Genomic DNA, 24,984 nt, shown 5'->3' with positions numbered 1-24,984 from the left:
GATTTGTTGAAGATCCCGACGTTCGGTTTCATTTAACTTTAAGGGTGTAGGGGCTGATCTGGGCATAGCTCTTCTCTTTCATTTAGCTCACCTTCTATAGGGTAGCCCTATTTCCGCCCTGTTGTACTAGTTTGATGGAACCTATCATGATCTGCGTTTTGGGCGGCATGGTCGGTTCGATTATTGTGGGGATGTACCTACCGATCTTCTCGATCATGGAGCAAATTAAGTAGTTCCAGCAATTCATCGAGATGGCTACCGCTATTTAGCCAGTGAATGGGGCGATCGCCATGCCCCGAACCTCGAAACCAAGTTCTCTGACGTTTCCCAAATTGATAGGTGCGATCTACACTTAACTGTTTTGCGGTAGCTAAACCCGTTTTATCTGCTAAATAGTCTGCCATTTCTGCGTAGCCCAAGGTGCTTAGAAGTGGCAGATTTTTTGTATAGCGATGTTGAAGTTGACGAATCTCATCTAGCCATCCCCTCAAGAGCATCTGCTCAATACGATCGCCGATCCATTGCCGATAAACCTCAGGCTCAGGGGTGTGCAGACCAATTTGCCAGATCGGGTAATCAGGGGGATTTTCTCGCTGCTGCTCGGAAAGTGGTATGCCCGTTACGTAAAAAACCTCTAACGCTCTCAAGGTGCGGACGCAATCGCGGGGGTGAATTTTGGCAGCACTTGAGGGATCGACCTGCTGGAGCATGGCGTAACAGGAATTTTGACCTAACTGCTCAAGTTGCGATCGCAGATCTGGTTGTGGCGAAACCTTGGGGATTTGCAACCCAGAAGCGATCGCCTTGATATAAAGCCCTGTACCACCCGTGAGAATAGGGGTAATGCCACGAGCGTGAAACCCTGCAATGAGCTTCTGTGCCTGTTGCTGGTACTCAGCCAATGTAAAGGTACTGTCTGGCTCGGCAAGATCGATTAAATAGTGGGGAACGCCTTGCCGTTCAGCCAGTGTGGGTTTTGCCGTGCCAATGTCAAAATGTCGATAAATTTGGCGCGAGTCGGCACTTAAAATGGGCAGATTGCGTGATTTTGCTAAAGCGATCGCTAAGCCAGTTTTTCCAGTAGCCGTAGCACCCAAAATAACGATTAGTCCTGGCGATTTGGGCATCTTAAAGTTTTTCAGATCTCAAAATCGGTCAAATATCTACGTCCATACTCCTTAGTTTGAGCCTTAGAGCCGAAGCAGGGCGAACTCGCCCCTTACTTCTTGCCCCACTTTAGACACTAGGAATACGTTAGGAGATGCACAGGAGCGATCGCTTGCCAACAAAGCAGAAATTATTCAGGTACAACCTGAAGGTCGATCGTGGCGGTTACCTCAGCATGGAGCTTGATGGAAACTTCATAATTACCTGTTTGTTTGATATCAGGTACTGTAATATCGCGGCGATCGATTTCTAACATGGATTTTGCGGCGATCAACTGCGCAATTTCGCGATCTGTCACCGTGCCAAAAATGGCATTCCCTTCACCCACTTGTTTTTTGATGACAAAGCCACCAATGGTAGCAAGCGCAACTTTACGGCTTTCTGCTTCTTCGCGAATAGCGAGCAAACGTTGGCGCTCTTTTTCTTTGCGTCTTTCTACTTCTTTGACCACACCTACTGTGGCACGTACCGCTAAACCTTTAGGTAAAAGATAGTTTTGGGCATAGCCTGGAGCCACTGCTACCAACTCACCCAGCTTTCCTAACTTGGTTACGTCTTTTGTCAACATTACCTGAACGTCACTTTTTGCCATTTTTTTGAATTACATCCCATTTTGCAGTTAAGGTTACACTTGCCCTAAGATCGACTTATAGCCTACCAAAATCCTAAAAAAAGATTAAAATAGGTTTTAAGCTCATAGTCAGAATTTCTAGTATATCTAAAAACTTTGCTACACAAAACTCAAATGCGACGCTGCCAACTATCTAGGACATCTTTGCGCCTCGTGTCATTGTTTTGTTTGTCCCTTGGATTGGTTGCCGTACCGGGCTGTTTTGCACCTCCACCATCCAAACCATTTAGCTCAGAGGTCGTACCGACCGATAACCTTGCCGAGATCAGCGAGATTCGTGATTTCTCAGTCTGGGTACGCTTTCTCAATAGCAGTGAAGATAGGACTGCTAGCGTAGGCACAACCTTAAAAGCTGGCGAAACGGTTCGCACTGAGGGGACTTCACGCGCTCAAATCGTGCTCAATAGCGGCGTGATCGTGCGTGTTGCCGGTGATGCCACCTTGACGATCAATCCTAAAAATCAACTCAACCTAAATAAAGGTCGTTTGCTTGCTTGGGTTGCTTCTAGTCAAAACCTAACTGCCGAAATTCAAACCCCTTTTGGCTCAGTTTCCAGCAGCGATGGTACATTTTATGTCGATATTCCCAAAGAGTCCTCAAAACAGAGGCAAATCCTCGCACTCAACGGCACGGTGACGGTAAAGCTATCCCGCTCTTCTGACACCCTTACCCTCAAGGCAGGCGAAGAATTAACCGTTATGCCCGATGGCACCCCATCTACACCCAAGCCCCTAGCCAAAGAAGATATCGAGAAGCGCTTAGCTGGAAATCCTTTACTATTTGGGTTTAATACGCGTTTGGCAAGTCAAGCCGATATAGAGACAACCTTCAAAATTTCTAGTGGCATTAAGGAAGCTGAGGCGGTCAAATTTAAGCGTTCAGATATCTCCAAAATCAAACCTGAGTTGAACCCAGCATCCCAATCAACTGGCTCTAACCGAGATGCAGACAAGAACAACACCTCAACTCGAAGTAATGATTCGCAAAACTCTAACCCTCAAAATCCAGCTCCAAGACCCACACAAGAACCCACGGCAGCGGCTCGAGATCCCGTCGCTCCAGCAACTTCGACACCTGCACCGACATCACCTGTTGCTACGCCTGTTGCCTCTCCTGTAACTTCGACGAATCCGACGAACACAGCGCCCCCTCCTACAACTGTACAGCCTCTAGATCCACCGCCACTGCCAATTCAGCCTGAGATCGTACCTGTTCCTCAGCCTGTTACGCCAGTTGTTCCTGTTGCTCCGCCCTCAGAACCAAAACGACCTTAACGAAATCTCTCACTGAAAAATAGACTTTTCGCAAACTGTCAGCTATTATCTAGCTGCCTTGGGCTAGGTATATGAATCTAGACATTTGACGATCGGTTTAGGCTATTAATTTTCAGTGCGGCGAGGATGTCAGGTAAAGCGTATGTCAAGTAATAATTTAGTCAATGAACCCGCAAGATCGGGTCATTTAGTCTGCTCGAATTCTCTACATAAGTCGAGAGATAAGAATAAAGAAGCAAATCGAAACGATCGCCAGATTGTGTCGGGTTTACGCAGTTGTCTATGGGGCTTAGCTACGATTAGCATCTTGGCAGGGCAAGCGATCGCCCCCATCGATATTTTCCCAGATGTTTTCTCAGCACAAGCACAACCTTTGGTGAATAACCGCACCCCCAGTCGCGCAGTAGATGGCAGGGTTAGCTCTTTACTAATTGATAGTTACGGCAGGCTATGGGTCGGCACTTGGCGTGGGTTGATCGAAGTGAACCCCAGTAATGGTAAAACCCTGTTTGTAGTGAATTTGCCTAGCCCAGTCGTGACCACAATGTTGCTTGATGACTACGGCAAACTTTGGGTAGGGACGGCATCGGGCTTGTTTCAAGTGCAACCTGATACGGGCAAAGTTGAAAACGTCACCATTAACCTACCTTCAAACCGCATCTTGAGTTTGGCGATCGATCGGGCTGGGTTTATCTGGGTAGGCACAGAACAAGGAATCGTACGTATTAGCCCCACCAGCGCTGAGACCTATGCCCGACTGCCCAACATTCCAGGAACGGCTGCCAATGTAATGCAGATAGATAATGCAGGACAGCTATGGGTCGGTACGCTGGAAGGAATTATCAAAATTAATCCAGGGACGGCTGAGATTACAGCGCGGATTCCCTATGTGGCAGGACAAATTGTGCAAGCCATTACGCTCGATCCGCAAGGACTGATTTGGGCAGGCACGCCCCGTAATGTGATCTTGGTAAATCCTGCGACCAATAAAGCGATCGCCCGCATTAATAGCGTTACAGACCGAGACATTCTTGCCTTAGCCAGTGACAAAAAAGGTGAATTGTGGGTGGGTACGCGCGATGGCTTGGTGCGAGTCGATACGGATAATGGTGAAATTACGGCGACGATTCAAAACTTGCCCTCAAGTGGGATTGGTACTTTACTGTTAAGCGATCGGCAATTGTGGATCGGTACGCGCAATGGTTTGGCAAAGCTAAATGCGGATGTCAAGATCTTTGACAATCGCACCAGTAACGCCAAGGTGATTTATGCAACACCTTGATTTTTAATCTGATTACAATCACTGTATCTCAAACGTAAGTTGGGCTAAGATCTGAAAATACACCACATAAAAACTTATCAAGGGTTAAACCTATGGCATTACGCGGATCTGTAGCACCTTTAGATAGATTATATGGTTGCTTGCCTTATCTTTTGCCGATGTCAGCAGCCGTATTCTACGGGGTTTTTCTGTTTGGTCAATTTCCACCTCTAGCCACGATCTTTTTTCCTTTGATTTGGCTAAAGTTTTTGTTGGGCTTTCCCATAATTCCGCAAGTAATTTCACTTGACTTCGTTGTCTTTATTTGTGTCTACATGTTTGTGGTCAGAAATGAACGAGTAAATCATTTTGTGCGCTTCAACGCCATGCAAGCTTTGCTATTAGGAATTGTGTTAGTCCTGATTCAAATTCTTGTCAGTCTATTGCAACCTGCTTTACCCTCTGCGAGTTCGCAAGCTCTCATATTTGTGGTTCAAATTTTTGCCAACACAATTTTTGTTGGCATGATGGCAGCCTGCGGCTTCTCAATCTTCCAATCAATTCGAGGCTTATACGCAGAGATGCCAATTGTTTCAGAAGCAGCTTACTACCAAGTGCGTTTTTAATAGTTATCGGCTTTCAGTTGTCAGTTTATTGTGTCAATTCCAAAAAACTACTGATAGCCAATCCCCAACAACTAAAGATTAAACTCTAGAACAAAGCCGACTCTACTGTCGTTAAAAATGGGCGATCGCCGCCATTCGATCTTGCTGCCAAGACGAATCTGTTTGGTCAAAGCGTAACTCGCTGATAGGGATGTAATGCTCAATTCGACATTACTACCAGGAGCTGTAAATGTTTGACCTAGACGTAGATCGGCACTATGGGGAGACAGGACTAAAATTCCTTGCAATCCCAAATCTACACCTGAAATCGTGGGTCGATCGGTCACATTAAGCTGCCGAAAGCCAACCTGTGGGGCAATATTGAAATAAGACCCCAGTGGCAAAATGTAATAGCGCAAATTAGCATCAAAGCCACTTTCTTTACCGCTAAATTCGGACTGATAGCTAGCGCTTGCAGCTAGCCTTGTCTGCCCCACCAGTAGATTGTCAATTCCCACATCCACGCCTAAATTGTTGTCGCGGGAAGTAATTCCTAGTCGAAGGGTTGGATCGAAGCTAGGACTGTTGTAGATATCATCCAAAAGATCGGGTGGATTGGTTAGCCATCGCCGTAAGACAGGGCTACTATCGATCACTTCTTGGTTAACTTTTAGGTCTGAAGCTGACTTAGAGATTGGAGTTTCGGCGGATGCTTGGCTACAAATGCTAAGGTAGGAAAACGCAAAAAAGCAAAACTGGCAAGCGATTAGTTTAATCTTCCACCGTTGAGGTTTTGTTTGTTTTTTGGTCAGAGTTTTTGCCAGAGTTTCGATCGAAGAAAATGAGCTTAAAGGTTTAACCATTGAGAATTCTTTTCTGAGTGGGACTGCCTAAATGAGAACATCCACAAGCGTTATTCTAAGAGATTAATCAGAAAAATGTGTAGGGCATATTGGTTTGTCAGCAGTATGATTTTGACTGTGGCTTTGTTACCAAAATTTTTGCCACCCAATACCCAAACAGCGCTAGCCCTAGATCGATCGGTCGGCACTCCAGGCATTGATGCCCGTAGGCTTCATGTTGCGCCCTATAACCTCACAGGTAAAGATATCTGTATAGGTCAAATCGAACTCAGCCGCCCAGGACAGTTTGCCGTAGACAAGATCGTTAATCGACTCATTCAACTCGATCGCGTGGCGATCGAACCCTTTGAGGTTTTCTTTCGCGATGGTAAACCTGTACCCAATCGCAATCTAGACGATCATTCCGCTCAAGTAGCAGCGGTGATGATCAGCCGCAACAAAATTCATCAAGGAGTTGCCCCTCAAGCCAAGCTTTTGTCATCAGCCTACGCGCAACGTCGCCGTGACGGTCAGCCAGAAGCAGTCTTAGCCGCACAATATGTAGCAAGACAATGTAACAGCTATGTTAGAGCATTAAATTTTAGCTTTGGCGAACCCCTTAACGAAGATCCCCGACCAAAACCTAAGCTTGATGGCAATGCACTACTAACCCTGAGCCTTGATTGGCTGGCAATTACCTATAACACCTTACCAGTTGTAGCAGGAAATCAAGGTAAAGGTGGAATTCCAATTCCCACTGATTTATATAATGGCATTGTGGTGGGGTTTACCCGCGATCGCGATGGGGTCTACAGTCAGCTCGATCGCGGCAATTTGATTGATGAGCCGTTTATCGATCGCAACGGCAATGGTAGATATGACGCTGGCGAATATTTTACCGATTTAAATAAGGATGGCAAATGGACGCCGGGTGTAGAGAGTCCCACGGATGGGCGGCGATCGCTTGCTTTACTCGCACCAGGTAATAATGTCATGCTGCCCGACCTCAAGGGTAAATTTATCTCCGCCAACGGTACCAGTTTTGCCTCTCCCCATGTGGTTGGCACAATTGCGCTTTTACAAGAATATGCCGATCGCCAAATTCTCAGCGAGCAATGGGGCGTAGATGCGCGTCGCCATGAAATTATCAAAGCGGTACTGATTAATTCGGCTGACAAAATTAAAGATACGGGGGATGGTAAAGCCTTAGGAATGTCGAAGACGATCTTAGATGCCTATGGTAAAAACTGGCTCGACTCGGAAGCCTATCGCAGTCGAGATATCCCCCTGAGCTTACACTTAGGGGCAGGACAGTTAAATGCTGCCCGTGCCATTCAGCAATTTCAAGCAGGACAACAGTCACCTGGTACGGTCAGTGCGATCGGTTGGGACAGTCATGTGGTTGAAGCCGCACAATATCAAGAATATATCTTTGCAGAACCCCTGATGGCTGATAGCTTTGTGGCAATTACGCTAACGTGGGATCGACTCGTCAATTTAAATGATAAAAATGGCAATCGACTCTTTGATATCGGGGAGAGTTTTAAGAATAGCGGCATCAACAACCTAGACCTTTACTTAATGCGCGAGCAAGATAACGATATCTCTCAAAATGTTTGGTCGTCGGTCAGTAAAATTGACAACCTCCAGCATATTTTCGTCAAGATTCCCGCTGCTGGGAGATATAAAATCCGAGTTGTATTTAATACTCCACAAAATAACGAACCCATACAGCGATATGGACTAGCATGGTGGACTGCGCCTGTTAAACGTTGATTACATACAAACAAAACTCTCAGAAGCTTTAGTCTGAGAGTTTTGTTGAGGAAATTACAGCAACTGAACTAGTTGGTCGCAGCAGGGGTACGAGGATATTGCATATCCACAAACCCTAACTCAAATAGTTGTTGATATGCCTGCTGACCCAGTTCGCGAGTGGGGGCTTGGCTGCGAATCAGTTGAATTAACAAGGGTACAGCTAACTCAGGCTGATTGTTGGCGCGATAAACCACAGCTAACTGATAGGTGGCTTTGTCCCGTAGCTGAGCTGTTTGCAAGGCTTTTTGACGATGGCTATCAGAAATACGGTTATCTATACCAGCAAAGCTTGTGGTTAAATCTTGGTAAAAATTAGAAAGTTGGTTAAACACCTGCCGCGCGTCCTGCAATTTGGTGATTGCCACGGTGTAATTTTGTTGGTTTACAGATGCCATTGCCTCGGTCATTAAACGTTCGCCACCTGGAATGCTAAAAACACTATTGTCTAAAGAGTTCGGTTTAGGGGCAACAACTTCAGTGGGGCTTGCTTGTGCAACTTTTGTGACTCGATCCAAACTGTCAGTGGTTTGAGCGATCGCTGCCATCGGAAATAATGCCAACAATGCAAACGATGCCAAGTAGACAGAGTGAAGCGATCGCTGGAAATTTCGCCCAATATTTTGATCGGAAATGCGGTTTTGTATTGGTTGAGTGGGGCAAGGCTTAACGGCAAAAATTGACATGGTTGGAGGGGTACGAAGGGTTAAGTTGCATAGGCTGATGAAATCAAGCCCTTAAGAAAGCTCATCTAAAACTTTGGATATCGTATCACTCTCAACTGACTCATGTATCTGTCAAAAGTTTTTAATCTATACCTTTGCTGCAAGTTTTCACCTCGAGTCCCAAAATTAATTAACAAGTTTGACTGGATAGATAAAGAAAGTGTGACAAATTGCGTAATAATTTTAATAACTGTGTATGCAAACACATTTGTGATTCGCCGCTCTCTTTCACTGAGTCCTATTACTTAGTGAAAAGGAGTAGATAAGGAGTGCAAAGCTTCCTAAAACGAAAGCCAATTGTGAAATTTCTGCATAAGCCTCTAGTGTAACCCAACATCAACTGTGAAGATCATTCCTGCCAACGGAAGAGAACAAAGTGAATCGGCAACGGCAAGTTCATCTGTGTCATCTATAGATTCGATGGAGGAATACGAGCAACTTAAGTGGAAACTATTCATCTTAACCATCGGTTTTTCAGCTTTTATTAGCTTAGCGATCGGGGTTATCTATGGGTGGAATGTCTCTCTAAATTACTTGTTAGGTGCGTGCACTGGTGTGGTTTACTTAAGGATGTTGGCTAGAGGTGTTGATCGACTAGATCCTCAAAACAGACGTCTCGGTTATACAAGATTCGCTGTTTTTGTGATTCTAATCGTCATTGCTTCGCGCTTGAAACAATTGCAAATATTGCCTGCGTTTCTTGGCTTTATCACCTACAAGGCTTCGCTTTTAGTGATTCTGGCTCAGGATCTCACCCGCGAGTTCCGTTCTCCTAAGATTTGACCGAATCAAATCAAATCAATTTGTCCCATTGGGGCTATATCTGTTGAACATGATTAATCCATTACTTTTCCGCGCTCACACAACAAATCTAGCTGCTTTAGAAGTTGGTAAGCACTTTTACTGGCAAATTGGTGGACTAGAAATACATGGTCAGGTGTTGCTGGTTAGCTGGATTGTAATTGGTGTGCTGCTTATAGCCTCTGCGAGCGCCACCAGTAACATCCAACGCATCCCCGCAAAGTTCCAAAACTTTATGGAATACGTCCTAGAGTTTATTCAAGGGATTGCGAAAGACCAAATCGGTGAAAAACATTATCGAGAATGGATGCCCTTCATTGGAAGTTTGTTTCTGTTCATTTTTGTTTCCAACTGGTTGGGAGCATTAGTGCCTTGGAAACTCATCCACCTTCCAGAGGGTGAATTGGCTGCGCCCACGAGTGATATCAACACCACAGTTGCCTTAGCTCTTTTAGTTTCTGTTGCCTACTTTTATGCAGGGCTGAGTAATAAAGGACTTGGTTACTTTTCCAGATATGTGGTCGCATCCCCATTCCTTTTACCCATCTGGGTTCTAGAAGATTTCACAAGACCTCTTTCCCTAAGCTTCCGTCTGTTCGGTAATATTTTGGCAGATGAACTAGTGGTTGGGGTATTCGTTCTGTTGGTTCCCTTGTTTGTCCCACTGATTGTCATGGCTTTAGGACTGTTTACCAGTGCCGTACAAGCCTTGATTTTCGCTACCTTAGCAGCAGTGTACATCGGGGAAGCGATCGAAGGTCACGGTGAAGAAGAGCATGAGCATTGACTCAGTTGAATTCGGAATCTTACCGATTTCATGAAACACAAACCTCAAATTACATTTACACAAACATAGAAAGGAAGAAATCATCATGGACCCCATTGTTGCCGCCGCATCTGTGATCGCCGCCAGTCTTGCAATTGGTTTGGCCGCAGTTGGCCCTGGTATTGGTCAAGGTACAGCAGCAAGCCGCGCTGTAGAAGGGATTGCCCGTCAGCCTGAAGCTGAAGGCAAAATTCGTGGCACATTGCTATTGAGCTTCGCATTTATGGAATCTTTGACCATCTATGGTCTTGTAGTAGCATTGGTGCTGCTGTTCGCTAATCCTTTTGCCGGTTAAGTGTGTTAGCTATTAGCTCTGCGGCTAATAGCTAATGCAATTGCGCTATGAGTTGCTACCTAGACTGAATTCTCATGACATACTGGACATTTTTACTAGCAGTTGAATCTGCTGAACCTAGCGGTGGTTTATTCAATTTCGATGCCACATTGCCACTTATGGCAGTGCAATTCTTGCTACTGGTTGCTGTTCTCAATGCCATCTTTTTTAAACCATTAACTAAGGCAATTGACGATCGCAGTGACTATGTGCGAGACAACATCGCGGAAGCAAAGGAGAGACTAGAAAAGGCAAATACTTTGGCTCATCAATACGAGCAAGAGGTTGCTTCAACTCGTAAATCTGCTCAAGCTATGATTTTGGCAGCTCAAGCTGATGCAGCGAAAATTCGCGCTCAGCAAATTGCCAAAGCTTTAGAAGAATCTCAAGCCAAGGTAGCAAGCGCCAAAGCTGAGATCGAAGACCAAAAGCGTGCTGCTGAAGCTTCTTTAAATGCTCAGGTCGAATCACTTAGTCGTCAAATCTTGCAAAAACTATTAGGAAACTTGGTAAGTAGCTAGTAACGCACGAACTGCTTAGTCATTTTCAATCGAAAAATATCTTATGGACATTCGTTTATTCCTACTTGCTAGTGAAGCAGGTGAGGCATCAGGTTTTGGTCTAAACAGCAATATTCTAGAAACCAATGCGGTCAATATTTTGATCCTTTTAGGGGTTCTAATTTATGCTGGAAAGGGGTTTTTAGGCAAAGCTCTCTCCCAACGTCTAGAAACGATTGAGTCAGCAATTAAAGATGCTGACAAGCGCAAGCAAGTGGCGATCGAGCAGCTAGCCGATCAGCAGGAAAAGCTAGCACAGGCTCAGGCAGAATGCGATCGCCTGCGTCAGCAAGCTGAAGTAGATGCCAAAGCAGCAGGTGCTGCCATTTTAGCGACTGTAGATGCTGACATCGAACGATTGAGAGAATCTGCCGATCAAGAGATTGCAACTGAGCAAGAGCGCGTGTTGATTCAACTAAGACAACGGGTTGCCGAGCAAGCTTTGGCTGGTGTAAGAGCGTATTTTGGGCGTGGACTAGAAGACTCCGTTCAGAGAGAGTTAGTTGACCGCAGTATTTCACTTTTGGGATCTAAATAAAAGATCTGAATGTAGGAGTTAGATAATTTCATGAAAGCTAGTTCTGTAAGCCAAACTCTTGTCGAACCCTATGCCGAGGCTCTGATGTCTTTGGCAAAGGATCGAAGTTTGGTTGAGCCATTTGGTAATGATGTGCAGCAAATTCTTGAGACTTTGCGTTCATCAAACGAACTGAGGCAACTGCTGGAAGTCCCTTTAATTAAAAATAATGTCAAAAAGAGCGTGATTGCTGAGGTATTTGGATCGCGCATCCATCCCTTTTTGCAAAGCTTTTTAATGGTGTTGGTCGATCGGCGACGCATTACTTTTTTAGAGCCGATTTGTTTGCAGTTTCAAGCATTGCTGAGAGAGATGAATCAAGTCGCTTTTGCTGAGATTATCTCAGCGGTGGCATTGACTGAGGCGCAACAAGCAACCCTAGAACAAAAAGTTCTTGACGTAACCAGTGCCCGCAGCGTTCAACTTTCGATCGTGGTAAATCCAGATTTGATCGGTGGGGTAATTATCAAAATTGGCTCACAAGTCATTGATGCCAGTATTAGAGGACAACTGCGTCGCCTTTCTAGTAGCTTGATGGCTGGGGTTTAAACCTTCCTTATTGCCAAGAAAGCAAACTGCAAATCGCTGATTGCCAAATAACAAACAAATAAACACAAACAACTGACAACTATGGTTAGCATCAGACCTGACGAAATAAGCAATATTATTAAGCAGCAAATCGAACAGTACAACCAAGAACTGCAAGTTTCTAACGTTGGTACTGTGTTGCAAGTGGGTGACGGCATCGCTCGCGTTTATGGACTAGAGAAGTGCATGTCCAGCGAGTTGCTCGAATTTGAAGATGGTACCGTTGGTATCGCCTTAAACCTTGAAGAGGACAACGTTGGGGTTGTGCTCATGGGTGATGGACGTGGCATTGCTGAAGGAAGTTCAGTCAAGTCCACGGGTAGAATTGCTCAGGTTCCTGTAGGAAACGCCTTTATTGGTCGTGTTGTGGATTCCTTGGCACGTCCCATCGATGGTAAGGGCGACATTAAGAACGACGGATTCCAACTACTTGAGTCTCCTGCTCCTGGTATTATTGCGCGTAAGTCAGTGTTTGAGCCTCTCCAAACGGGGATTACGGCTATTGATGCCATGATTCCTGTAGGTCGCGGACAACGGGAGTTAATCATTGGCGATCGCCAAACAGGTAAAACCTCTGTTGCGGTTGACACGATCATCAACCAAAAGGGCGAAGATTGTATTTGCGTTTATGTAGCGATCGGGCAAAAAGCTTCAACCGTAGCCAACGTCGTTAACGTACTACGCGAAAGTGGTGCGATGGAATATACGATCGTGGTCGCTTCCAATGCCAACGATCCAGCAACGTTGCAATATCTAGCGCCTTACACGGGTGCATCGTTGGCTGAGTTCTTTATGTACTCAGGCAAGGCAACCTTGGTGGTCTATGATGACTTGTCTAAGCAAGCACAGGCCTATCGCCAAATGTCTTTACTCCTCCGTCGCCCACCAGGACGCGAAGCCTACCCTGGGGATGTATTTTATCTCCACTCTCGCTTGCTCGAACGCGCAGCAAAACTCAGCGACAAGTTGGGCGGTGGCTCAATGACAGCCCTACCCATTATTGAAACGCAAGCTGGTGACGTATCCGCCTACATTCCTACCAACGTTATTTCCATTACAGACGGACAAATCTTCTTGTCTTCTGACCTATTTAACTCTGGTATTCGTCCCGCGATCAACCCAGGTATCTCGGTATCCCGCGTTGGATCGGCAGCTCAGATTAAAGCCATGAAGCAGGTTGCAGGGAAGATCAAACTGGAATTAGCCCAGTACGATGACCTTGTTGCTTTTGCTCAATTTGCCTCTGATTTGGACAAAGCTACCCAAGCGCAGTTACAACGCGGTCAAAGATTGCGTGAAATTCTCAAGCAGCCTCAATATTCTCCTTTGCCTGTGTCTGACCAAGTTGCGATTATCTACACCGCTATCAACGGCTACCTTGATGACATCGCAGTAGAAAAGGTAACTTCCTTTAACAAGGGACTACGTAACTACCTCTCTACTAGCAAGCCTAAATATGCCGATCTTGTCAAGGCAGAGAAGAAGCTTGGCGACGAAGCTGAGAAGATTTTAAAGGAAGCGATCGCTGAATTTAAGAAAACCTTCGCAGCCGCCGCTTAAGTTAATTCGCTAAGCAATTCATTGAAATAACCCCTCACGAAACCGCTATGCTGGTGTGAGGGGTTATTTTTTTCTTTAGCAATCTTTTTCGTATGCAACTCAATCGCATTATTGCTCTTGTCTTGGTCGCCGTCTGTTTCGTTGCTGCCATTTTTGGGATTCAACGCCAAAGCGAAGAGGCATTTCTGCGTCAAGCCTTGGATCGATCTAGCGATCGCTTAGAACTCGTCTCTTTAGATGGTGTGATTACAGGTATGAGGACTTCTTCGTCTGGAGCTATGGCAGTACGCAATCGCTTACTCGATCTGAAAAAGATAGAGTCTGTAAAAGGAGTCCTGTTGTCGATTAATAGCCCTGGCGGAACCGTGGGCGCGAGTAAAGAAGTCTACGAAGCGGTTAAGCAATTACAACAGCTCAAGCCCGTGGTTGTGAGTATGCTCGATCAAGGCACTAGTGGCGGTTACTATATTGCTAGTGCTGCGACAAAAATCTATGCCAATGCTGGTACGTTAACGGGGAGTATCGGTGTAATTCTCAATGGGTTTAACGTGCGCGAGTTGTTCAATCGCGTCGGTATCGAACCACAAACAATTAAAACAGGTCCCTATAAAGATATTTTTTCCTCCTTTCGTCAACTGGGTGAGCCTGAACGTCAGTTGCTGCAAGATTTACTGCAAAACACCTATCAAGAGTTCATTACTGACGTGTCTAAGGGACGCAATATGGATCTTGAGACGGTACGCAAACTAGCCGATGGTCGCATCTATACGGGTCGCCAAGCCAAAGAAAATAAATTGGTCGATGAGATCGGTACGCTTGACGATGCGATCGCCGATCTACGCAAACTTGCTAGAGTTAGATTTAATCTACCCGACATCAAAGAGTTGCCGATTGAGCGCAGCCCAAATTCTGTAGAACGGCTTTTAGATCAATTGTTGAATAAAGCGGATTTGTCTTTAAATTTAGCTTCTCCCCTGTCAAAAAATCTAGATACTTTAGTCCAAAGATTATTCCAACCAAATTCTGCTGGACTGTCTAGCAACGATCCACCCGTTCTATTAATGCCAAGTTGGTTTAATTAAATTCTCTGCGTTCAGAATTTGCGTGATGCGATAGATAGAAGTCTTTTGATTTAGTTGTCTCAATTGAGGGGATGGATAGAATGGCAAGCAAATTAAGTCGGAAATTACAGCTTGGCTTGGGGATTGTATGTTTGGTTTGTTCATTTGGACAAGGAGCGATCGCGAAAACCCCAGAAACAGTTCAAGGTGAGAAGGTGCGATCGCCGCTAATTTCACAGTTGCAATCTGCCACCGATACGTTGAAGATCGATCTTGCCGATTTGATGAAGCCAGAGTTTCCCGATCTATCTTCTGACCTTTTACTCCAAGAGCTGAATGACAATCGCGCCACACATTTAGTTTTAAGTATTAGCGAACGTCAAGTCTATGCCTATCAAGACGATCGCATTCTCAAAAAATTCCCTGTTGCTGTAGGAAAAGGTGGATGGGAGACTCCTACAGGAGAGTTTAAAATCCTAAGAATGATCCGCAATCCTGCTTGGCAAAGCCCTTGGACGGGTGACGTTATTCCTCCTGCGGAAGATAATCCCCTCGGTTTGCGATGGATTGGCTTTTGGACAGATGGGAAAGATACCATAGGTTTCCACGGGACTCCTAATGAATCGCTGATCGGGCAGGCAGTTTCCCATGGTTGCGTCAGAATGAAAAATCGCGATATTGTAGCGCTGTTTGAATTGGTAGAAATCGGTATGACTGTGAAAGTGATTCCCTAAAAAGATATATGTGCAGAAAGTTTAAGAATTGATATCCCCTCTATGTCCTATAGCTATAAATTTCCTAGACCCGCGCTAACCGTCGATTGTGTGGTGTTTGGTTTGGATGCTCAGGACTTAAAAGTCATGCTGATCCAACGCGCTATTCCTCCCTTTCAAGGGCAATGGGCTTTACCAGGCGGATTTGTACGAATGGATGAGACCTTGGAAGAGGCAGCAATGAGAGAACTCAGGGAAGAAACGGGAATCAGGGAAGTCTTTCTGGAGCAGCTTTATACCTTTGGGAATCTCGATCGCGACCCACGCGATCGCGTCGTGACTGTAGCTTACTATGCCCTAGTCAATTTGAGTGAATATCTTATTCAAGCAACCACGGATGCGAGAGAAGCAGCTTGGTTCCCTATAACTGAAGTCCCCACTTTAGCCTTCGATCATGAGAGAATTCTATCTGTAGCGTTGGCTCGGCTGAAGGGAAAACTGCGCTACGAACCGATCGGCTTTGAACTCTTACCAAAGAAATTTACGCTTTCGCAACTGCAACGACTCTATGAAACGGTGATAGGAGAGACGTTAGATAAGCGCAATTTTCGCAAAAAGATTCTCAGCATGGGGTTGCTGATTGGTTTAAATGAAACAGAAAAAAATGTCACCCATCGTGCCGCGCAACTGTATGAATTTGATGAAGCTACCTATCGCCAGTTAAAAGAAAAGGGCTTTAATTTTGAGATTTAAACCAACGCGAGTTCGACAGAGTAAACAGAACCTAAACCTGAATTTGAAGTGTCATAAACTTCGCCAAAACTACATGCCTTAAGCGTCAGTCTTTTCAGGCCTTGGAGATAGCTCGAGTTCAGATGCAGGTAAAACTTCTGGAGCAGGCTCTTGAGGTTCATCTCGGATGGCACGGATGGGTAGGTTTGCCACCACGATCGTATTGCGTTGATCGGATTCAAGCCGAATATCAAGGCTATCTTCGTCAAGCTCGACATATTTTGAGACCACCTGCATGATCTCTCGGCGCATCTCATCAAACATTTGCGGCGTCAGAGCAGCGCGATCGTGCGCCAAAATAAATTTTAGGCGCTGCTTGACCTTAGCACTACTTGGAGTGATGATACGATTAGGAAAAAGTCGGTCGAGCAGTTCAGAAATCATGGTAAACCTTATCTAGGAATTGCCAGTAAGCCAACGTTGCAGGCGCGTCAAAAGTGTATCACGCGGGGCGTCGAGATCGAGAAATTCGACCTCTTTACCGTCTAATCTTTTTGCCGTATTTTCATAAGCGATACCAGCTAAGGGTAAGTTCTCTGACAGGACAAGCGGTTCGCCTCTGTTGGTGGAGACAATTACTTGCTCGTCGTCAGGAATGACACCAATTAGCTTAACCGATAAAATCTCTAAGACATCCTCAACGCTCATCATGTCATTATTCTTGACCATCTTGGGGCGCAGGCGGTTAATGATCAGCTTGATATCTTTGATCCGATTTGCCTCTAGCAATCCAATGACGCGATCGGCATCGCGCACAGCCGAAATTTCAGGAGTGGTGACGATGATAGCTTCTTTTGCCCCTGCGATCGCATTCTGAAAGCCCGTTTCAATGCCCGCAGGACAATCAACGAGCACATAGTCAAAATAACGACTCAAAACCTCAACCAAAGCCTTCATATGTGCCGAGGTAATTGAAGTTTTATTGCGGGTTTGAGGTGCAGCTAAGAGGGAAAGATTTGGCTGCCGCTTATCCTTTACCAGAGCCTGATCGAGTTTACATTCGCGGTTGATGACTTCGAGAGCTGTATAAACAACCCGATTTTCTAAGCCCAACAATAGATCTAGATTCCGCAGTCCAAAATCAGCATCGACTAACACGACTTTTCGCCCCAGCTTGGCTAGAGCCATACCTAAGTTTGCGCTAGAAGTGGTTTTGCCTACGCCTCCTTTACCGGAGGTAATAACGATTGTGCGACTCATGGTTGACATCTAGTTAAAAGCAAAGAAGTTAAGAGTAAGAACAAGAAGCAAGAGACCTTAGCAAGAATACCCTAGGTTGTCGTTTTTAAGGAAGCGTGATCGACAGCCTTGACAATGCGAATGTTTGGCACCCCAACTGTACTAACCAAAGCGATCTCAGGGCAAAATGTTGTGCTGGGTGTCTCCACACGGGCAATAAAATCAGCGATGCGGAGCTGTGTTGCTTCTAGATGTAGTGCCATGATGACTGCCTGAGCATTACCCCTTGCCCCAGCATGAGCTACCCCTTTCAGTTTTCCCCATACGAGAATGTCACCATCGGCAATGATTTCACCGCCTGCATTGACATCGCCATATACAATTACAGTTCCTGCATGACGAATCTCGGTACCCGATCTTACCGTCATTTTGACGTATAGAGGATCTTCAATGGGGTCGGTGGGGATGGGATTAAACCCGGGTAAGTTGTGGAGCAATGTACCTTGCTCTACCGAAAAGCCAGCAGTAGCAGCATTGATGGCTGTTTGGCGGCGATGGGTGGCAATACTATGCAAGGTTAACTCATAGACCTGTAAAGCTTCTGCGAGTTCTTGCATTTGTCGCGCATCTAAAAGGCGATCGCCCACTTGCAAATAGACTTGAGTGCGTGGCTGCCAAAATCTTGCGCTTGCCTGCATGCGTTGCTCGAGCTGCTCTAACATTTCTGTCCAGCTAAATGTGGAGTAACTGGCACCCTCTGTATCTTGTAGATCTCTGTCAGTTGGTAATATTAGGTTTAGTTTGCCTGCGATCGTCTTAAATCGCACCTGCGATACGTCATTGAGCAAACTGAGTGCAGAATCGGATTCGGGCTTTACACTTTCAGGCTCGGTAACAACTTCAGGAAATTCTAGAGCGGACAAATCCCCCTTATTGGCTTTGTCCGCTCTAATTTTTTTCTCACTAATTTTATCGTCACTGACTTTGTCGCCAATAACTTTAAGAGAGGATAAATCCCCTTTACTGGTCGAAGCGCCACTGATTTTATCCCCACTTGCCTGCACGGAGTTTAACGGTACAGAATCTTCTGGAGGCGAAGTTTCGGGAGGACTTTTAATGGTAGTTACGGATTCATCTGGATTCATGGGCATAATTTAGCACCCTCATGCCAACAAGTCCATGAGGGTGCTAAAAATTTAGTTAGAGGAAGGCATGAGTTGTAGATTGTCGGAACCCGTTAAGGCTGGTGTCTGATCGATACAAATAACCTTGCCATCATCATCTACGTCCATCATCACAGATGCCCCTTCGCGTACCTTGCCTGTGAGGATCTCCTCGGCAAGGGAGTCTTCTAGCAAACGCATGATTGCTCTGCGTAAGGGTCTAGCCCCATAGCTGGGGTTATAGCCCTCCTGTACCAGTAGATCTCTAAAGCGATCGGTGACTGTCAGGACGATCTCTTTCTCCTTGAGTCGCTTGAATACCTCAGTCAGCATCAAGTCAGCAATTTCCTTGACCTCATCCTTATTCAGTTGTCTAAATACGATAATTTCATCAAGGCGATTGAGAAATTCTGGACGGAAGTATTGCTTTAGCTCTTCATTAACTAAAGAGCGGATGCGGGTGTAGTGAGAATCTTCTTGATTTTCGGCAAAATCAAACCCGAGTCCACCGCCACCTTTTTCGATCACCTTAGACCCAATATTAGAGGTCATGATCAATAGGGTGTTCTTGAAGTCCACCGTCCGACCTTTAGAGTCAGTCAGGCGACCATCTTCGAGAATTTGTAGCAAGAGGTTAAATACATCGGGGTGTGCTTTTTCAATTTCGTCAAATAGCACGACCGTATAAGGACGACGACGCACAGCTTCGGTAAGTTGACCGCCTTCGTTATAGCCAACATAGCCAGGTGGCGAACCAATCAGCTTAGAAACGGTGTGCCGCTCCATAAATTCCGACATATCCAAGCGGATCATTGCTTCTTCGGCACCAAAGAAGTAGGCAGCTAGTGCTTTGGTCAACTCTGTTTTACCCACACCTGTAGGACCAGAGAAGATAAAGCTAGCAATGGGACGGTTGGGATTTTTGAGACCCACACGGGCGCGACGGATAGCACGCGAGATGGCTCGTACTGCTTCTTCTTGCCCGATGAGACGTTGGTGCAAGGTGTCTTCCATCTGCATCAACTTCAGAGATTCGGACTCAGTCAGCTTGCTGACGGGTACGCCTGTCCAAGAGCTGACAATGTAGGCGATGTCCTCTTCGTCCACAATGGGCATTTCTTCGTCTTTGGTCGTTTCTGTCTTTTTGGTCTGAGTCAGGGTGCGAATTTGCTGTTTGATCTCAATTTCGCGATCGCGTAACTCACCCGCTCGATCGAAGTCTTGCGACCTAACTGCTTCGTCTTTTTCTTTGAGCAACAATCGTAGCTCTTTGTCTAGTTCCTTGGCAGCAGGCGGCAGTTGGGAGTTGATCAGGCGGACTCTAGAGCCAGCTTCGTCGATCAAGTCGATCGCTTTGTCAGGCAAGAATCGATCGGAGATATAGCGATCGGATAGTTTGGCAGCAGCAATTACAGCAGCATTAGAAATTTTGAGTTTGTGGTGTTGCTCGTAGCGTTCGCGTAGACCATAAAGAATCTCAATGGTTTCATCGACACTCGGCTCACCCACCTGTACGGGCTGGAATCTACGTTCGAGGGCAGCATCGCGTTCGATATGCTTGCGATATTCATCCAAGGTGGTCGCACCGATACACTGGAGTTCGCCTCTAGCTAGGGCAGGCTTAAGGATATTGGCAGCGTCGATCGCGCCTTCTGCCGCGCCTGCACCGATCAGGGTATGCACTTCATCAATGACCAAGATCACATTTCCGGCAGTGCGAATCTCGTCCATGATTTTTTTGAGGCGTTCCTCAAATTCACCGCGGTATTTTGTACCTGCGACAAGCAAGCCAATGTCTAGGGTCACAACTCGTTTGTCTTGCAGAATGTCTGGGATATCAGCTGTGGCAATACGTTGAGCTAAACCCTCAGCGATCGCGGTTTTACCTACACCAGGTTCGCCAATTAAAACAGGGTTGTTTTTAGTACGACGACCGAGAATTTGAATTACCCGTTCGATCTCTTTCTGGCGACCGACAACTGGATCGAGTTTGCCTTCGGCTGCCATTTGCGTCAGGTTAGAACCAAATTCATCGAGTGTGGGGGTTTTTGTACGACCTTGTGTACCGCCACCCGCAGACACTTCGGCGGTTTCACCAAGCATACGGATGACTTGCGTCCGCACCTTAGAAAGATCGACACCTAGATTTTCCAGAACTCTGGCAGCAACGCCTTCACCTTCACGGATCAGCCCTAAAAGTAAATGCTCGGTACCAATATAGTTATGTCCTAGTTGTCTGGCTTCCTCTAGGGAAAGCTCTAGCACTCGTTTAGCCCGTGGGGTAAAAGGAATTTCCACAGCGACAAAGCCAGAGCCACGCCCAATAATTTTTTCGACTTCGATGCGAGCATCCTTGAGGTTTACACCCATCGATTTCAGGACTTTGGCAGCAACGCCAGTTCCCTCTCCGATCAGACCCAAAAGAATCTGCTCTGTCCCTACGAAGTTATGACCTAGGCGACGAGCTTCCTCTTGAGCCAGCATGATTACTTTAATTGCTTTCTCTGTAAAGCGTTCAAACATGGCGTTTCCCCATAATTTGCTGCGTTCTGGTTATGGTTAATACTAACACAGGCGAGATGGGTTTTCGCTTGTACGGGTTTTACACCAAAACGTGGGGATCAACCGCCCTTAGACGACATGATGCGATCGCAGGGCTCATGCGTTTGGCGGTAAATCTGGATCGACACCCAAAGCCCGAAGTTTTGCCTCTAAGTCCAGAATTCTCTGTTCTGCTTGGGTTGCTCGATCTGCCTCCCGTTCGGCACGTTGTTTTTCTAGGCGAAGTTGCCAATCGCGTTGGGCGGTGGCTTCTTGGAAATTGGGGACAACTTCACCTTGAGCTGTGAAATAACGAGCATATTCCCCGGCAATGCCTAAATATAGCTGTAGTTGTTCGCTCCAGAGATAACCGCGATTGTCAGGCTGGATCTCTTGATATTTGCGATCGATTAGCCGAAATCCTTTAAGCTCGCGCTTCGTTGGGCGGGGATCGTACCAAAAGTATTCAGGGGTAAGAAAGGTGTCTTGGTAAAGCTGCTTTTTAGTGGTTTGATCTACCTTTGCTGTGCTGCGGGACAGAACCTCAATAATTACGTTGGGGAATTTTCCCCCTTCGCGTTCCACAATCCAGCTACTCCGCTCTTGTTGCGCTGTGTCTAGTACGACAAAGAAATCGGGGGCGCGAAATTTATATTTACCAGTTAGTTGTTCGGGCGTGTAATAGATACTGATATTGCCAGAAGCAAAATAATCTTGTCGGTCGCGCCACCACCACTGCAAGCAAGTTAGCAGCAAAATCAGTTGCTCAAGGTGTCTTGGTGTCTCCAAGGGCGGTTCGTCGCTCTCTAAGTCAGGCGGAAAATGAAATTGTGGCGCAACTATCATGGTTTCAGTGCATGCCAAATTGCTTGAACTTAATTACTTTATGTTAAGAGGACGTAAGGTTTTTATCAATCCTGTCTTTCCCATCAAGGTAGTCTCTGAAACCCAGCTTGTACAAAATGTCGATCTGCTGTCAAGGCTTTAGAAATCTTCTTTTTTGACATGACTAAGAATGAAATACAGTCTGTCAAGGAATAAGATTTATCAGAATGTTTTGCGAAAAATAGCCATGCTTCTATAAAGAGAGATTCATCAACTTGGACTAGCTCGATAATAGAACTGTTGAGTAGACGATCGCCGACTTCTACAGCTTTATCATGGCGATCGCGACTATTGAAAAAAGTTACAATCTCATCAAATACATACGACGTAGTAACTATCTCAAGAGTTTGCCGATCTAGACTTTGCCAATGGGCTAAAACTTCAGCATGGTGTTTTTCGTTTAATAGTTCCAAGGACAAAACGTAGCTTGTGTCCAAGAAAAATTGATTCTCAGCCATTCGTGTAAATATATAGGTCGTGGTTCTCAGCAGCATCAATTACATCACATGCAACTGGATTTGTGCCAAGTCCAAAAATGGAATCATTTCGTTTTGGTAAAGATTCAGGATGGCGGCGGTACGCATCCGTTATGGAATCGCTGGTATAGAACTTTGTCTTTGTAAATAACAAGAAGTGCAAAACTTCTGTAACTAGTTGCTCTGGAGCATATTCAATTTCCTTAAGCAACAGTTCGGTATCTGTCATATTTTTCTACTCTCCTTGCTTTTTCTTTCCTCGGTTAGTTGATTCATGGCAGTATTGTAACAAAATCTATTATGGGGATTTGGCTTCTCTACACCATATTTTGAGGGTTTTGTCCCTGCTGCCACTGACTAGCAGATCGCCATGTTCGCCAACGGCGAGACAACTGACAGAATCTGTGTGCCCAGAAAGCATATCTATTTCTTTACCCGTACTGACTTGCCACAGTTTTAACGTTTTGTCCCAACTTCCACTAATTAATGTTTTACCATCGGGACTAAAAGCGATCGCTGAAACTGCCCAAGGATGTCCAGAGAGCGTGCGCAGAATTGTGCCATTTGCTACATTCCAAAGTTGGATCGTGTTGTCGTCACCTCCCGTTGCAAAAAGTTCGCCATCGGGGCTAAACGCGATCGCGTTTACTGCCCAAGTGTGACCTTTTAGCGTTTGGATGAGCTGAAATCGCTCTAGATCCCATAGTTTCACGGTTCTATCGGTACTGGCACTGGCAAGAATTGGGGCGATCGGCGAAAAAGCGATCGCATTGACCGCAAGGTGATGTCCCGTAAGTGTGGCGATTAATTTCGCAGTTGGTGCAGTCAGACCTTGCTCGAATTCAACCGACCATAGCTTAATCGTTTTATCAGCACTTCCACTTGCCAACCAGAAGCGATCGGAATTCGTCTCAGCTTTTGGGTATGCAAACGCAACAGCATTAACAGCATGGCTGTGTTCGGTAATCGTGAGTATTTCTTGCTGCACCTCTAAGTCCCAGAGCTTGATGGTTTTATCTGCGCTCCCACTCGCTAGAAGCCTCGGATTTTTGGCTTTATGCAAATTCTCCTGCTCTCCTGTTTGAGGAATTTGCTCTGTAGGTGAATGTTCTGTAGGTAAATATATAGATGCATAGCTAAGAGCCTTGACAAAGTTCGTATGTCCAGTCAAGCAAGCGATTTGTTGTTGCGATCGCCAATTCCACAGACGAATCGTTTTGTCGTCACTGGCACTGGCGATCGTATCTGGGGTAAGGATAACTACGGCATTCACGCTAGCGAAGAGTCCTTCATGTCCGATCAGGGTGCGATCGCATCGCCATTCAGATAATTTTTTCGCGGGTCGATCCATAGGTATAGGAGAGAATATCTGTTTCACACCAGACTTGATTCCCGATTGATTCATCAGTTTGAGGATAGCCGCAGCAGTGGAGAAGCGTTTGCTCAGATCGGGCTGAATCATGCGATCGAGAATTTCACCGAGGAATTGTTCGAGTAAAGCTTGCTGTCTTAGAGGAAGGGACTCTGCTTGAGAATGCCAATAGGGTCGCCAGTTCCAACAGTTATCGACAAAATCAAACAGGCTAAAAGGTCGCATACCCGTAAGTAAGTGAATGCAAGTCACGCCCAAACTATAAAGATCGCTAGCAAATACAGCTTCGCCTCTGACCTGCTCGGGAGCCGCATATTCTGGACTACCGATCGCTCTACCCTGTCGCTCCAATTTAAATTCTGAGACGAATTGTGACGTACCAAAATCAACCAAGGCAAAATCTTTCCATGTTGTGAGATCGCCGCTCGAATTTGCAGAACGGCAAATAATATTGCTCGGTTTTAAATCGCAGTGAATAATTTGACGATCGTGAATAAACTGTAGGACGGGCAAAATTGCTTCTAGGATGCTCCATACTTGCAGGTTACTGAAAGTAGATGGTTTTGAATTCCCAATCTCTGAATTCTCGATTTCTGAAAGGGCGATCGCGAGATTTTTGCCTGCAATATATTCATGGACTGAATAGAGATATCCTTCCATCTCAAAGCTATCGAAGAGAGAAGGAATTTGCGGATGTTCGCCCAGTTGCCTTATGAGATCGCTTTCCTGTTGAAATCGTACTTTTATGCTTTCTGGGTTGTCTGGATTGAGGTTTTGATGCCACAACTGTTTTACAACCACATACCTTTCAATATGCCGCTCATCCTGCTCAGAGGATTCTATTGAGAACTGGGAATCAATGGCAAGGAAAGTTCTGCTGAAACCTCCCTGACCTAAAACCTTTACCGCACGATAGCGATTCCCTATTTCCTTCGGAAACGCTTTGCGATCGGGATGCATACTGCCGCGTAAAATCAAATCAGAACCGCAGCTTTTACAGAAGCGATCGCTGTCAAGATTTTCAGGCTTTTGGCAATTGGGGTTAAAACAGAACTGTGACATAAATACAAGCCAACTTAAGCTATACCCACAATAATTATCTATGATTTCCATTCAGAGCTGTTCGAATCTCTCTAAACTGCAATCTAATAGCACTATTATTTCCAGTTTGGTATCTTAGCGTTGCATTTATTCGTACAAGAACTCTGAGAAAGAACCCATTAAGAAGGTGCTTA

The 24,984-nt window shown here is 45.7% G+C and carries 26 protein-coding genes; 14 read left to right on the top strand and 12 right to left on the bottom strand.

Annotated features, from left to right (window positions below; genetic code table 11):
* Positions 1-197: 197 nt before the first annotated feature.
* Positions 198-1,127 carry a tRNA (adenosine(37)-N6)-dimethylallyltransferase MiaA gene (gene miaA / locus ACP2WE_RS10885; protein WP_425215574.1) on the bottom strand — a complete coding sequence of 310 codons (930 nt, stop codon included), beginning with the start codon at positions 1,125-1,127 and terminating at the stop codon, positions 198-200.
* Positions 1,128-1,297: 170 nt separating this feature from the next.
* Positions 1,298-1,759: a 50S ribosomal protein L9 gene (gene rplI / locus ACP2WE_RS10880; protein WP_425215573.1), complete on the bottom strand. Its 462-nt coding sequence runs from the start codon at positions 1,757-1,759 to the stop codon at positions 1,298-1,300.
* A 192-nt stretch (positions 1,760-1,951) separates the two neighbouring features.
* Between rplI and ACP2WE_RS10875 the strand changes: the two genes are divergently transcribed.
* From ACP2WE_RS10875 to ACP2WE_RS10865, 3 genes are all read left to right on the top strand, one after another.
* Positions 1,952-3,073, top strand: coding sequence for a FecR domain-containing protein (locus tag ACP2WE_RS10875; protein WP_425215572.1), 1,122 nt, complete (start codon positions 1,952-1,954; stop codon positions 3,071-3,073).
* Positions 3,074-3,215: 142 nt separating this feature from the next.
* The gene (locus ACP2WE_RS10870) at positions 3,216-4,355 is read left to right on the top strand and encodes a ligand-binding sensor domain-containing protein (protein WP_425215571.1); all 1,140 of its coding nucleotides are present in this window, start codon (positions 3,216-3,218) and stop codon (positions 4,353-4,355) included.
* A gap of 92 nt (positions 4,356-4,447) precedes the next feature.
* The gene (locus ACP2WE_RS10865) at positions 4,448-4,960 is read left to right on the top strand and encodes a Tic20 family protein (RefSeq protein WP_425215570.1); all 513 of its coding nucleotides are present in this window, start codon (positions 4,448-4,450) and stop codon (positions 4,958-4,960) included.
* Between the two features lie 71 nt (positions 4,961-5,031).
* On the opposite strand, the gene ACP2WE_RS10860 is transcribed toward ACP2WE_RS10865, so the two are convergent.
* Complete coding sequence (locus ACP2WE_RS10860; RefSeq protein WP_425215569.1) at positions 5,032-5,802, bottom strand: hypothetical protein; 771 nt, start codon at positions 5,800-5,802, stop codon at positions 5,032-5,034.
* Positions 5,803-5,877: 75 nt separating this feature from the next.
* On the opposite strand from ACP2WE_RS10860, the gene ACP2WE_RS10855 reads away from it, so the two are divergent.
* Entirely contained in the window at positions 5,878-7,557 is a 1,680-nt protein-coding gene (locus tag ACP2WE_RS10855; protein WP_425215568.1) for a S8 family serine peptidase, read from the top strand.
* A 68-nt stretch (positions 7,558-7,625) separates the two neighbouring features.
* On the opposite strand, the gene ACP2WE_RS10850 is transcribed toward ACP2WE_RS10855, so the two are convergent.
* Positions 7,626-8,282, bottom strand: a complete 657-nt coding sequence (locus tag ACP2WE_RS10850) for a hypothetical protein (RefSeq protein ID WP_425215567.1) — start codon at positions 8,280-8,282, stop codon at positions 7,626-7,628.
* Between the two features lie 381 nt (positions 8,283-8,663).
* Between ACP2WE_RS10850 and ACP2WE_RS10845 the strand changes: the two genes are divergently transcribed.
* The 10 genes from ACP2WE_RS10845 (at position 8,664) to ACP2WE_RS10800 (ending at position 16,094) form a co-directional block, all read left to right on the top strand.
* Positions 8,664-9,104: an ATP synthase subunit I gene (locus ACP2WE_RS10845; RefSeq protein ID WP_425215566.1), complete on the top strand. Its 441-nt coding sequence runs from the start codon at positions 8,664-8,666 to the stop codon at positions 9,102-9,104.
* A gap of 49 nt (positions 9,105-9,153) precedes the next feature.
* Positions 9,154-9,909, top strand: coding sequence for a F0F1 ATP synthase subunit A (gene atpB, locus ACP2WE_RS10840; protein WP_425215565.1), 756 nt, complete (start codon positions 9,154-9,156; stop codon positions 9,907-9,909).
* A gap of 85 nt (positions 9,910-9,994) precedes the next feature.
* On the top strand, positions 9,995-10,243 hold the full coding sequence (gene atpE, locus ACP2WE_RS10835; RefSeq protein ID WP_330481582.1) for an ATP synthase F0 subunit C: 249 nt from the start codon (positions 9,995-9,997) through the stop codon (positions 10,241-10,243).
* Positions 10,244-10,317: 74 nt separating this feature from the next.
* Entirely contained in the window at positions 10,318-10,803 is a 486-nt protein-coding gene (locus tag ACP2WE_RS10830; RefSeq protein WP_425215564.1) for a F0F1 ATP synthase subunit B', read from the top strand.
* Positions 10,804-10,846: 43 nt separating this feature from the next.
* Positions 10,847-11,380: a F0F1 ATP synthase subunit B gene (locus ACP2WE_RS10825; protein WP_425215563.1), complete on the top strand. Its 534-nt coding sequence runs from the start codon at positions 10,847-10,849 to the stop codon at positions 11,378-11,380.
* A 30-nt stretch (positions 11,381-11,410) separates the two neighbouring features.
* A complete protein-coding gene (gene atpH, locus ACP2WE_RS10820; RefSeq protein WP_425215562.1) occupies positions 11,411-11,968 on the top strand; it encodes an ATP synthase F1 subunit delta in 558 nt (185 codons plus the stop codon).
* Positions 11,969-12,049: 81 nt separating this feature from the next.
* The gene (gene atpA / locus ACP2WE_RS10815) at positions 12,050-13,567 is read left to right on the top strand and encodes a F0F1 ATP synthase subunit alpha (RefSeq protein ID WP_330481586.1); all 1,518 of its coding nucleotides are present in this window, start codon (positions 12,050-12,052) and stop codon (positions 13,565-13,567) included.
* Between the two features lie 92 nt (positions 13,568-13,659).
* Complete coding sequence (gene sppA, locus ACP2WE_RS10810) at positions 13,660-14,649, top strand: signal peptide peptidase SppA (RefSeq protein ID WP_425215561.1); 990 nt, start codon at positions 13,660-13,662, stop codon at positions 14,647-14,649.
* 80 nt (positions 14,650-14,729) lie between these two features.
* Positions 14,730-15,362, top strand: a complete 633-nt coding sequence (locus tag ACP2WE_RS10805; RefSeq protein WP_425215560.1) for a L,D-transpeptidase — start codon at positions 14,730-14,732, stop codon at positions 15,360-15,362.
* A gap of 42 nt (positions 15,363-15,404) precedes the next feature.
* Positions 15,405-16,094: an NUDIX hydrolase gene (locus ACP2WE_RS10800; RefSeq protein WP_425215559.1), complete on the top strand. Its 690-nt coding sequence runs from the start codon at positions 15,405-15,407 to the stop codon at positions 16,092-16,094.
* A 78-nt stretch (positions 16,095-16,172) separates the two neighbouring features.
* On the opposite strand, the gene minE is transcribed toward ACP2WE_RS10800, so the two are convergent.
* From minE to ACP2WE_RS10760, 8 genes are all read right to left on the bottom strand, one after another.
* The gene (gene minE, locus ACP2WE_RS10795) at positions 16,173-16,517 is read right to left on the bottom strand and encodes a cell division topological specificity factor MinE (RefSeq protein WP_425215558.1); all 345 of its coding nucleotides are present in this window, start codon (positions 16,515-16,517) and stop codon (positions 16,173-16,175) included.
* 12 nt (positions 16,518-16,529) lie between these two features.
* Positions 16,530-17,333, bottom strand: a complete 804-nt coding sequence (gene minD, locus ACP2WE_RS10790; protein WP_425215557.1) for a septum site-determining protein MinD — start codon at positions 17,331-17,333, stop codon at positions 16,530-16,532.
* Between the two features lie 71 nt (positions 17,334-17,404).
* A complete protein-coding gene (gene minC / locus ACP2WE_RS10785; protein WP_425215556.1) occupies positions 17,405-18,463 on the bottom strand; it encodes a septum site-determining protein MinC in 1,059 nt (352 codons plus the stop codon).
* 45 nt (positions 18,464-18,508) lie between these two features.
* Positions 18,509-20,998 (bottom strand): ATP-dependent Clp protease ATP-binding subunit, encoded by a 2,490-nt coding sequence (locus tag ACP2WE_RS10780; RefSeq protein WP_425215555.1) that lies wholly within the window; start codon positions 20,996-20,998, stop codon positions 18,509-18,511.
* 135 nt (positions 20,999-21,133) lie between these two features.
* Complete coding sequence (locus tag ACP2WE_RS10775) at positions 21,134-21,862, bottom strand: Uma2 family endonuclease (protein ID WP_425215554.1); 729 nt, start codon at positions 21,860-21,862, stop codon at positions 21,134-21,136.
* A gap of 83 nt (positions 21,863-21,945) precedes the next feature.
* Entirely contained in the window at positions 21,946-22,359 is a 414-nt protein-coding gene (locus ACP2WE_RS10770; protein WP_425215553.1) for a type II toxin-antitoxin system VapC family toxin, read from the bottom strand.
* Positions 22,352-22,606: a hypothetical protein gene (locus tag ACP2WE_RS10765; protein WP_425215552.1), complete on the bottom strand. Its 255-nt coding sequence runs from the start codon at positions 22,604-22,606 to the stop codon at positions 22,352-22,354. The genes ACP2WE_RS10770 and ACP2WE_RS10765 overlap by 8 nt, the downstream gene beginning before the upstream one ends.
* A 69-nt stretch (positions 22,607-22,675) precedes the next feature.
* Positions 22,676-24,811, bottom strand: a complete 2,136-nt coding sequence (locus ACP2WE_RS10760; protein ID WP_425215551.1) for a protein kinase domain-containing protein — start codon at positions 24,809-24,811, stop codon at positions 22,676-22,678.
* Positions 24,812-24,984: the final 173 nt, after the last annotated feature.

This window comes from Tumidithrix helvetica PCC 7403 (genome assembly GCF_965232925.1).
GTDB classification, from domain to species: Bacteria; Cyanobacteriota; Cyanobacteriia; order Pseudanabaenales; family Pseudanabaenaceae; genus Tumidithrix; species Tumidithrix helvetica.
The sequence above is the reverse complement of the archived record's forward strand: the minus strand, read 5'-3'. Positions and strand labels throughout refer to the sequence as shown.

Excerpts from the sequence above, each read along its gene's own strand:
- sppA (WP_425215561.1), top strand. The coding sequence starts at position 13,660 with ATGCAACTCAATCGCATTATTGCTCTTGTCTTGGTCGCCGTCTGTTTC.
- atpA (WP_330481586.1), top strand. The coding sequence starts at position 12,050 with ATGGTTAGCATCAGACCTGACGAAATAAGCAATATTATTAAGCAGCAA.
- ACP2WE_RS10870 (WP_425215571.1), top strand. The coding sequence starts at position 3,216 with ATGTCAAGTAATAATTTAGTCAATGAACCCGCAAGATCGGGTCATTTA.
- minD (WP_425215557.1), bottom strand. The coding sequence starts at position 17,333 with ATGAGTCGCACAATCGTTATTACCTCCGGTAAAGGAGGCGTAGGCAAA.
- ACP2WE_RS10765 (WP_425215552.1), bottom strand. The coding sequence starts at position 22,606 with ATGACAGATACCGAACTGTTGCTTAAGGAAATTGAATATGCTCCAGAG.
- ACP2WE_RS10805 (WP_425215560.1), top strand. The coding sequence starts at position 14,730 with ATGGCAAGCAAATTAAGTCGGAAATTACAGCTTGGCTTGGGGATTGTA.
- ACP2WE_RS10830 (WP_425215564.1), top strand. The coding sequence starts at position 10,318 with ATGACATACTGGACATTTTTACTAGCAGTTGAATCTGCTGAACCTAGC.
- miaA (WP_425215574.1), bottom strand. The coding sequence starts at position 1,127 with ATGCCCAAATCGCCAGGACTAATCGTTATTTTGGGTGCTACGGCTACT.
- atpE (WP_330481582.1), top strand. The coding sequence starts at position 9,995 with ATGGACCCCATTGTTGCCGCCGCATCTGTGATCGCCGCCAGTCTTGCA.
- ACP2WE_RS10850 (WP_425215567.1), bottom strand. The coding sequence starts at position 8,282 with ATGTCAATTTTTGCCGTTAAGCCTTGCCCCACTCAACCAATACAAAAC.
- minC (WP_425215556.1), bottom strand. The coding sequence starts at position 18,463 with ATGCCCATGAATCCAGATGAATCCGTAACTACCATTAAAAGTCCTCCC.
- ACP2WE_RS10855 (WP_425215568.1), top strand. The coding sequence starts at position 5,878 with ATGTGTAGGGCATATTGGTTTGTCAGCAGTATGATTTTGACTGTGGCT.
- ACP2WE_RS10760 (WP_425215551.1), bottom strand. The coding sequence starts at position 24,811 with ATGTCACAGTTCTGTTTTAACCCCAATTGCCAAAAGCCTGAAAATCTT.
- ACP2WE_RS10770 (WP_425215553.1), bottom strand. The coding sequence starts at position 22,359 with ATGGCTGAGAATCAATTTTTCTTGGACACAAGCTACGTTTTGTCCTTG.
- rplI (WP_425215573.1), bottom strand. The coding sequence starts at position 1,759 with ATGGCAAAAAGTGACGTTCAGGTAATGTTGACAAAAGACGTAACCAAG.
- minE (WP_425215558.1), bottom strand. The coding sequence starts at position 16,517 with ATGATTTCTGAACTGCTCGACCGACTTTTTCCTAATCGTATCATCACT.
- ACP2WE_RS10825 (WP_425215563.1), top strand. The coding sequence starts at position 10,847 with ATGGACATTCGTTTATTCCTACTTGCTAGTGAAGCAGGTGAGGCATCA.
- ACP2WE_RS10800 (WP_425215559.1), top strand. The coding sequence starts at position 15,405 with ATGTCCTATAGCTATAAATTTCCTAGACCCGCGCTAACCGTCGATTGT.
- atpB (WP_425215565.1), top strand. The coding sequence starts at position 9,154 with ATGATTAATCCATTACTTTTCCGCGCTCACACAACAAATCTAGCTGCT.
- atpH (WP_425215562.1), top strand. The coding sequence starts at position 11,411 with ATGAAAGCTAGTTCTGTAAGCCAAACTCTTGTCGAACCCTATGCCGAG.
- ACP2WE_RS10865 (WP_425215570.1), top strand. The coding sequence starts at position 4,448 with ATGGCATTACGCGGATCTGTAGCACCTTTAGATAGATTATATGGTTGC.
- ACP2WE_RS10775 (WP_425215554.1), bottom strand. The coding sequence starts at position 21,862 with ATGATAGTTGCGCCACAATTTCATTTTCCGCCTGACTTAGAGAGCGAC.
- ACP2WE_RS10780 (WP_425215555.1), bottom strand. The coding sequence starts at position 20,998 with ATGTTTGAACGCTTTACAGAGAAAGCAATTAAAGTAATCATGCTGGCT.
- ACP2WE_RS10860 (WP_425215569.1), bottom strand. The coding sequence starts at position 5,802 with ATGGTTAAACCTTTAAGCTCATTTTCTTCGATCGAAACTCTGGCAAAA.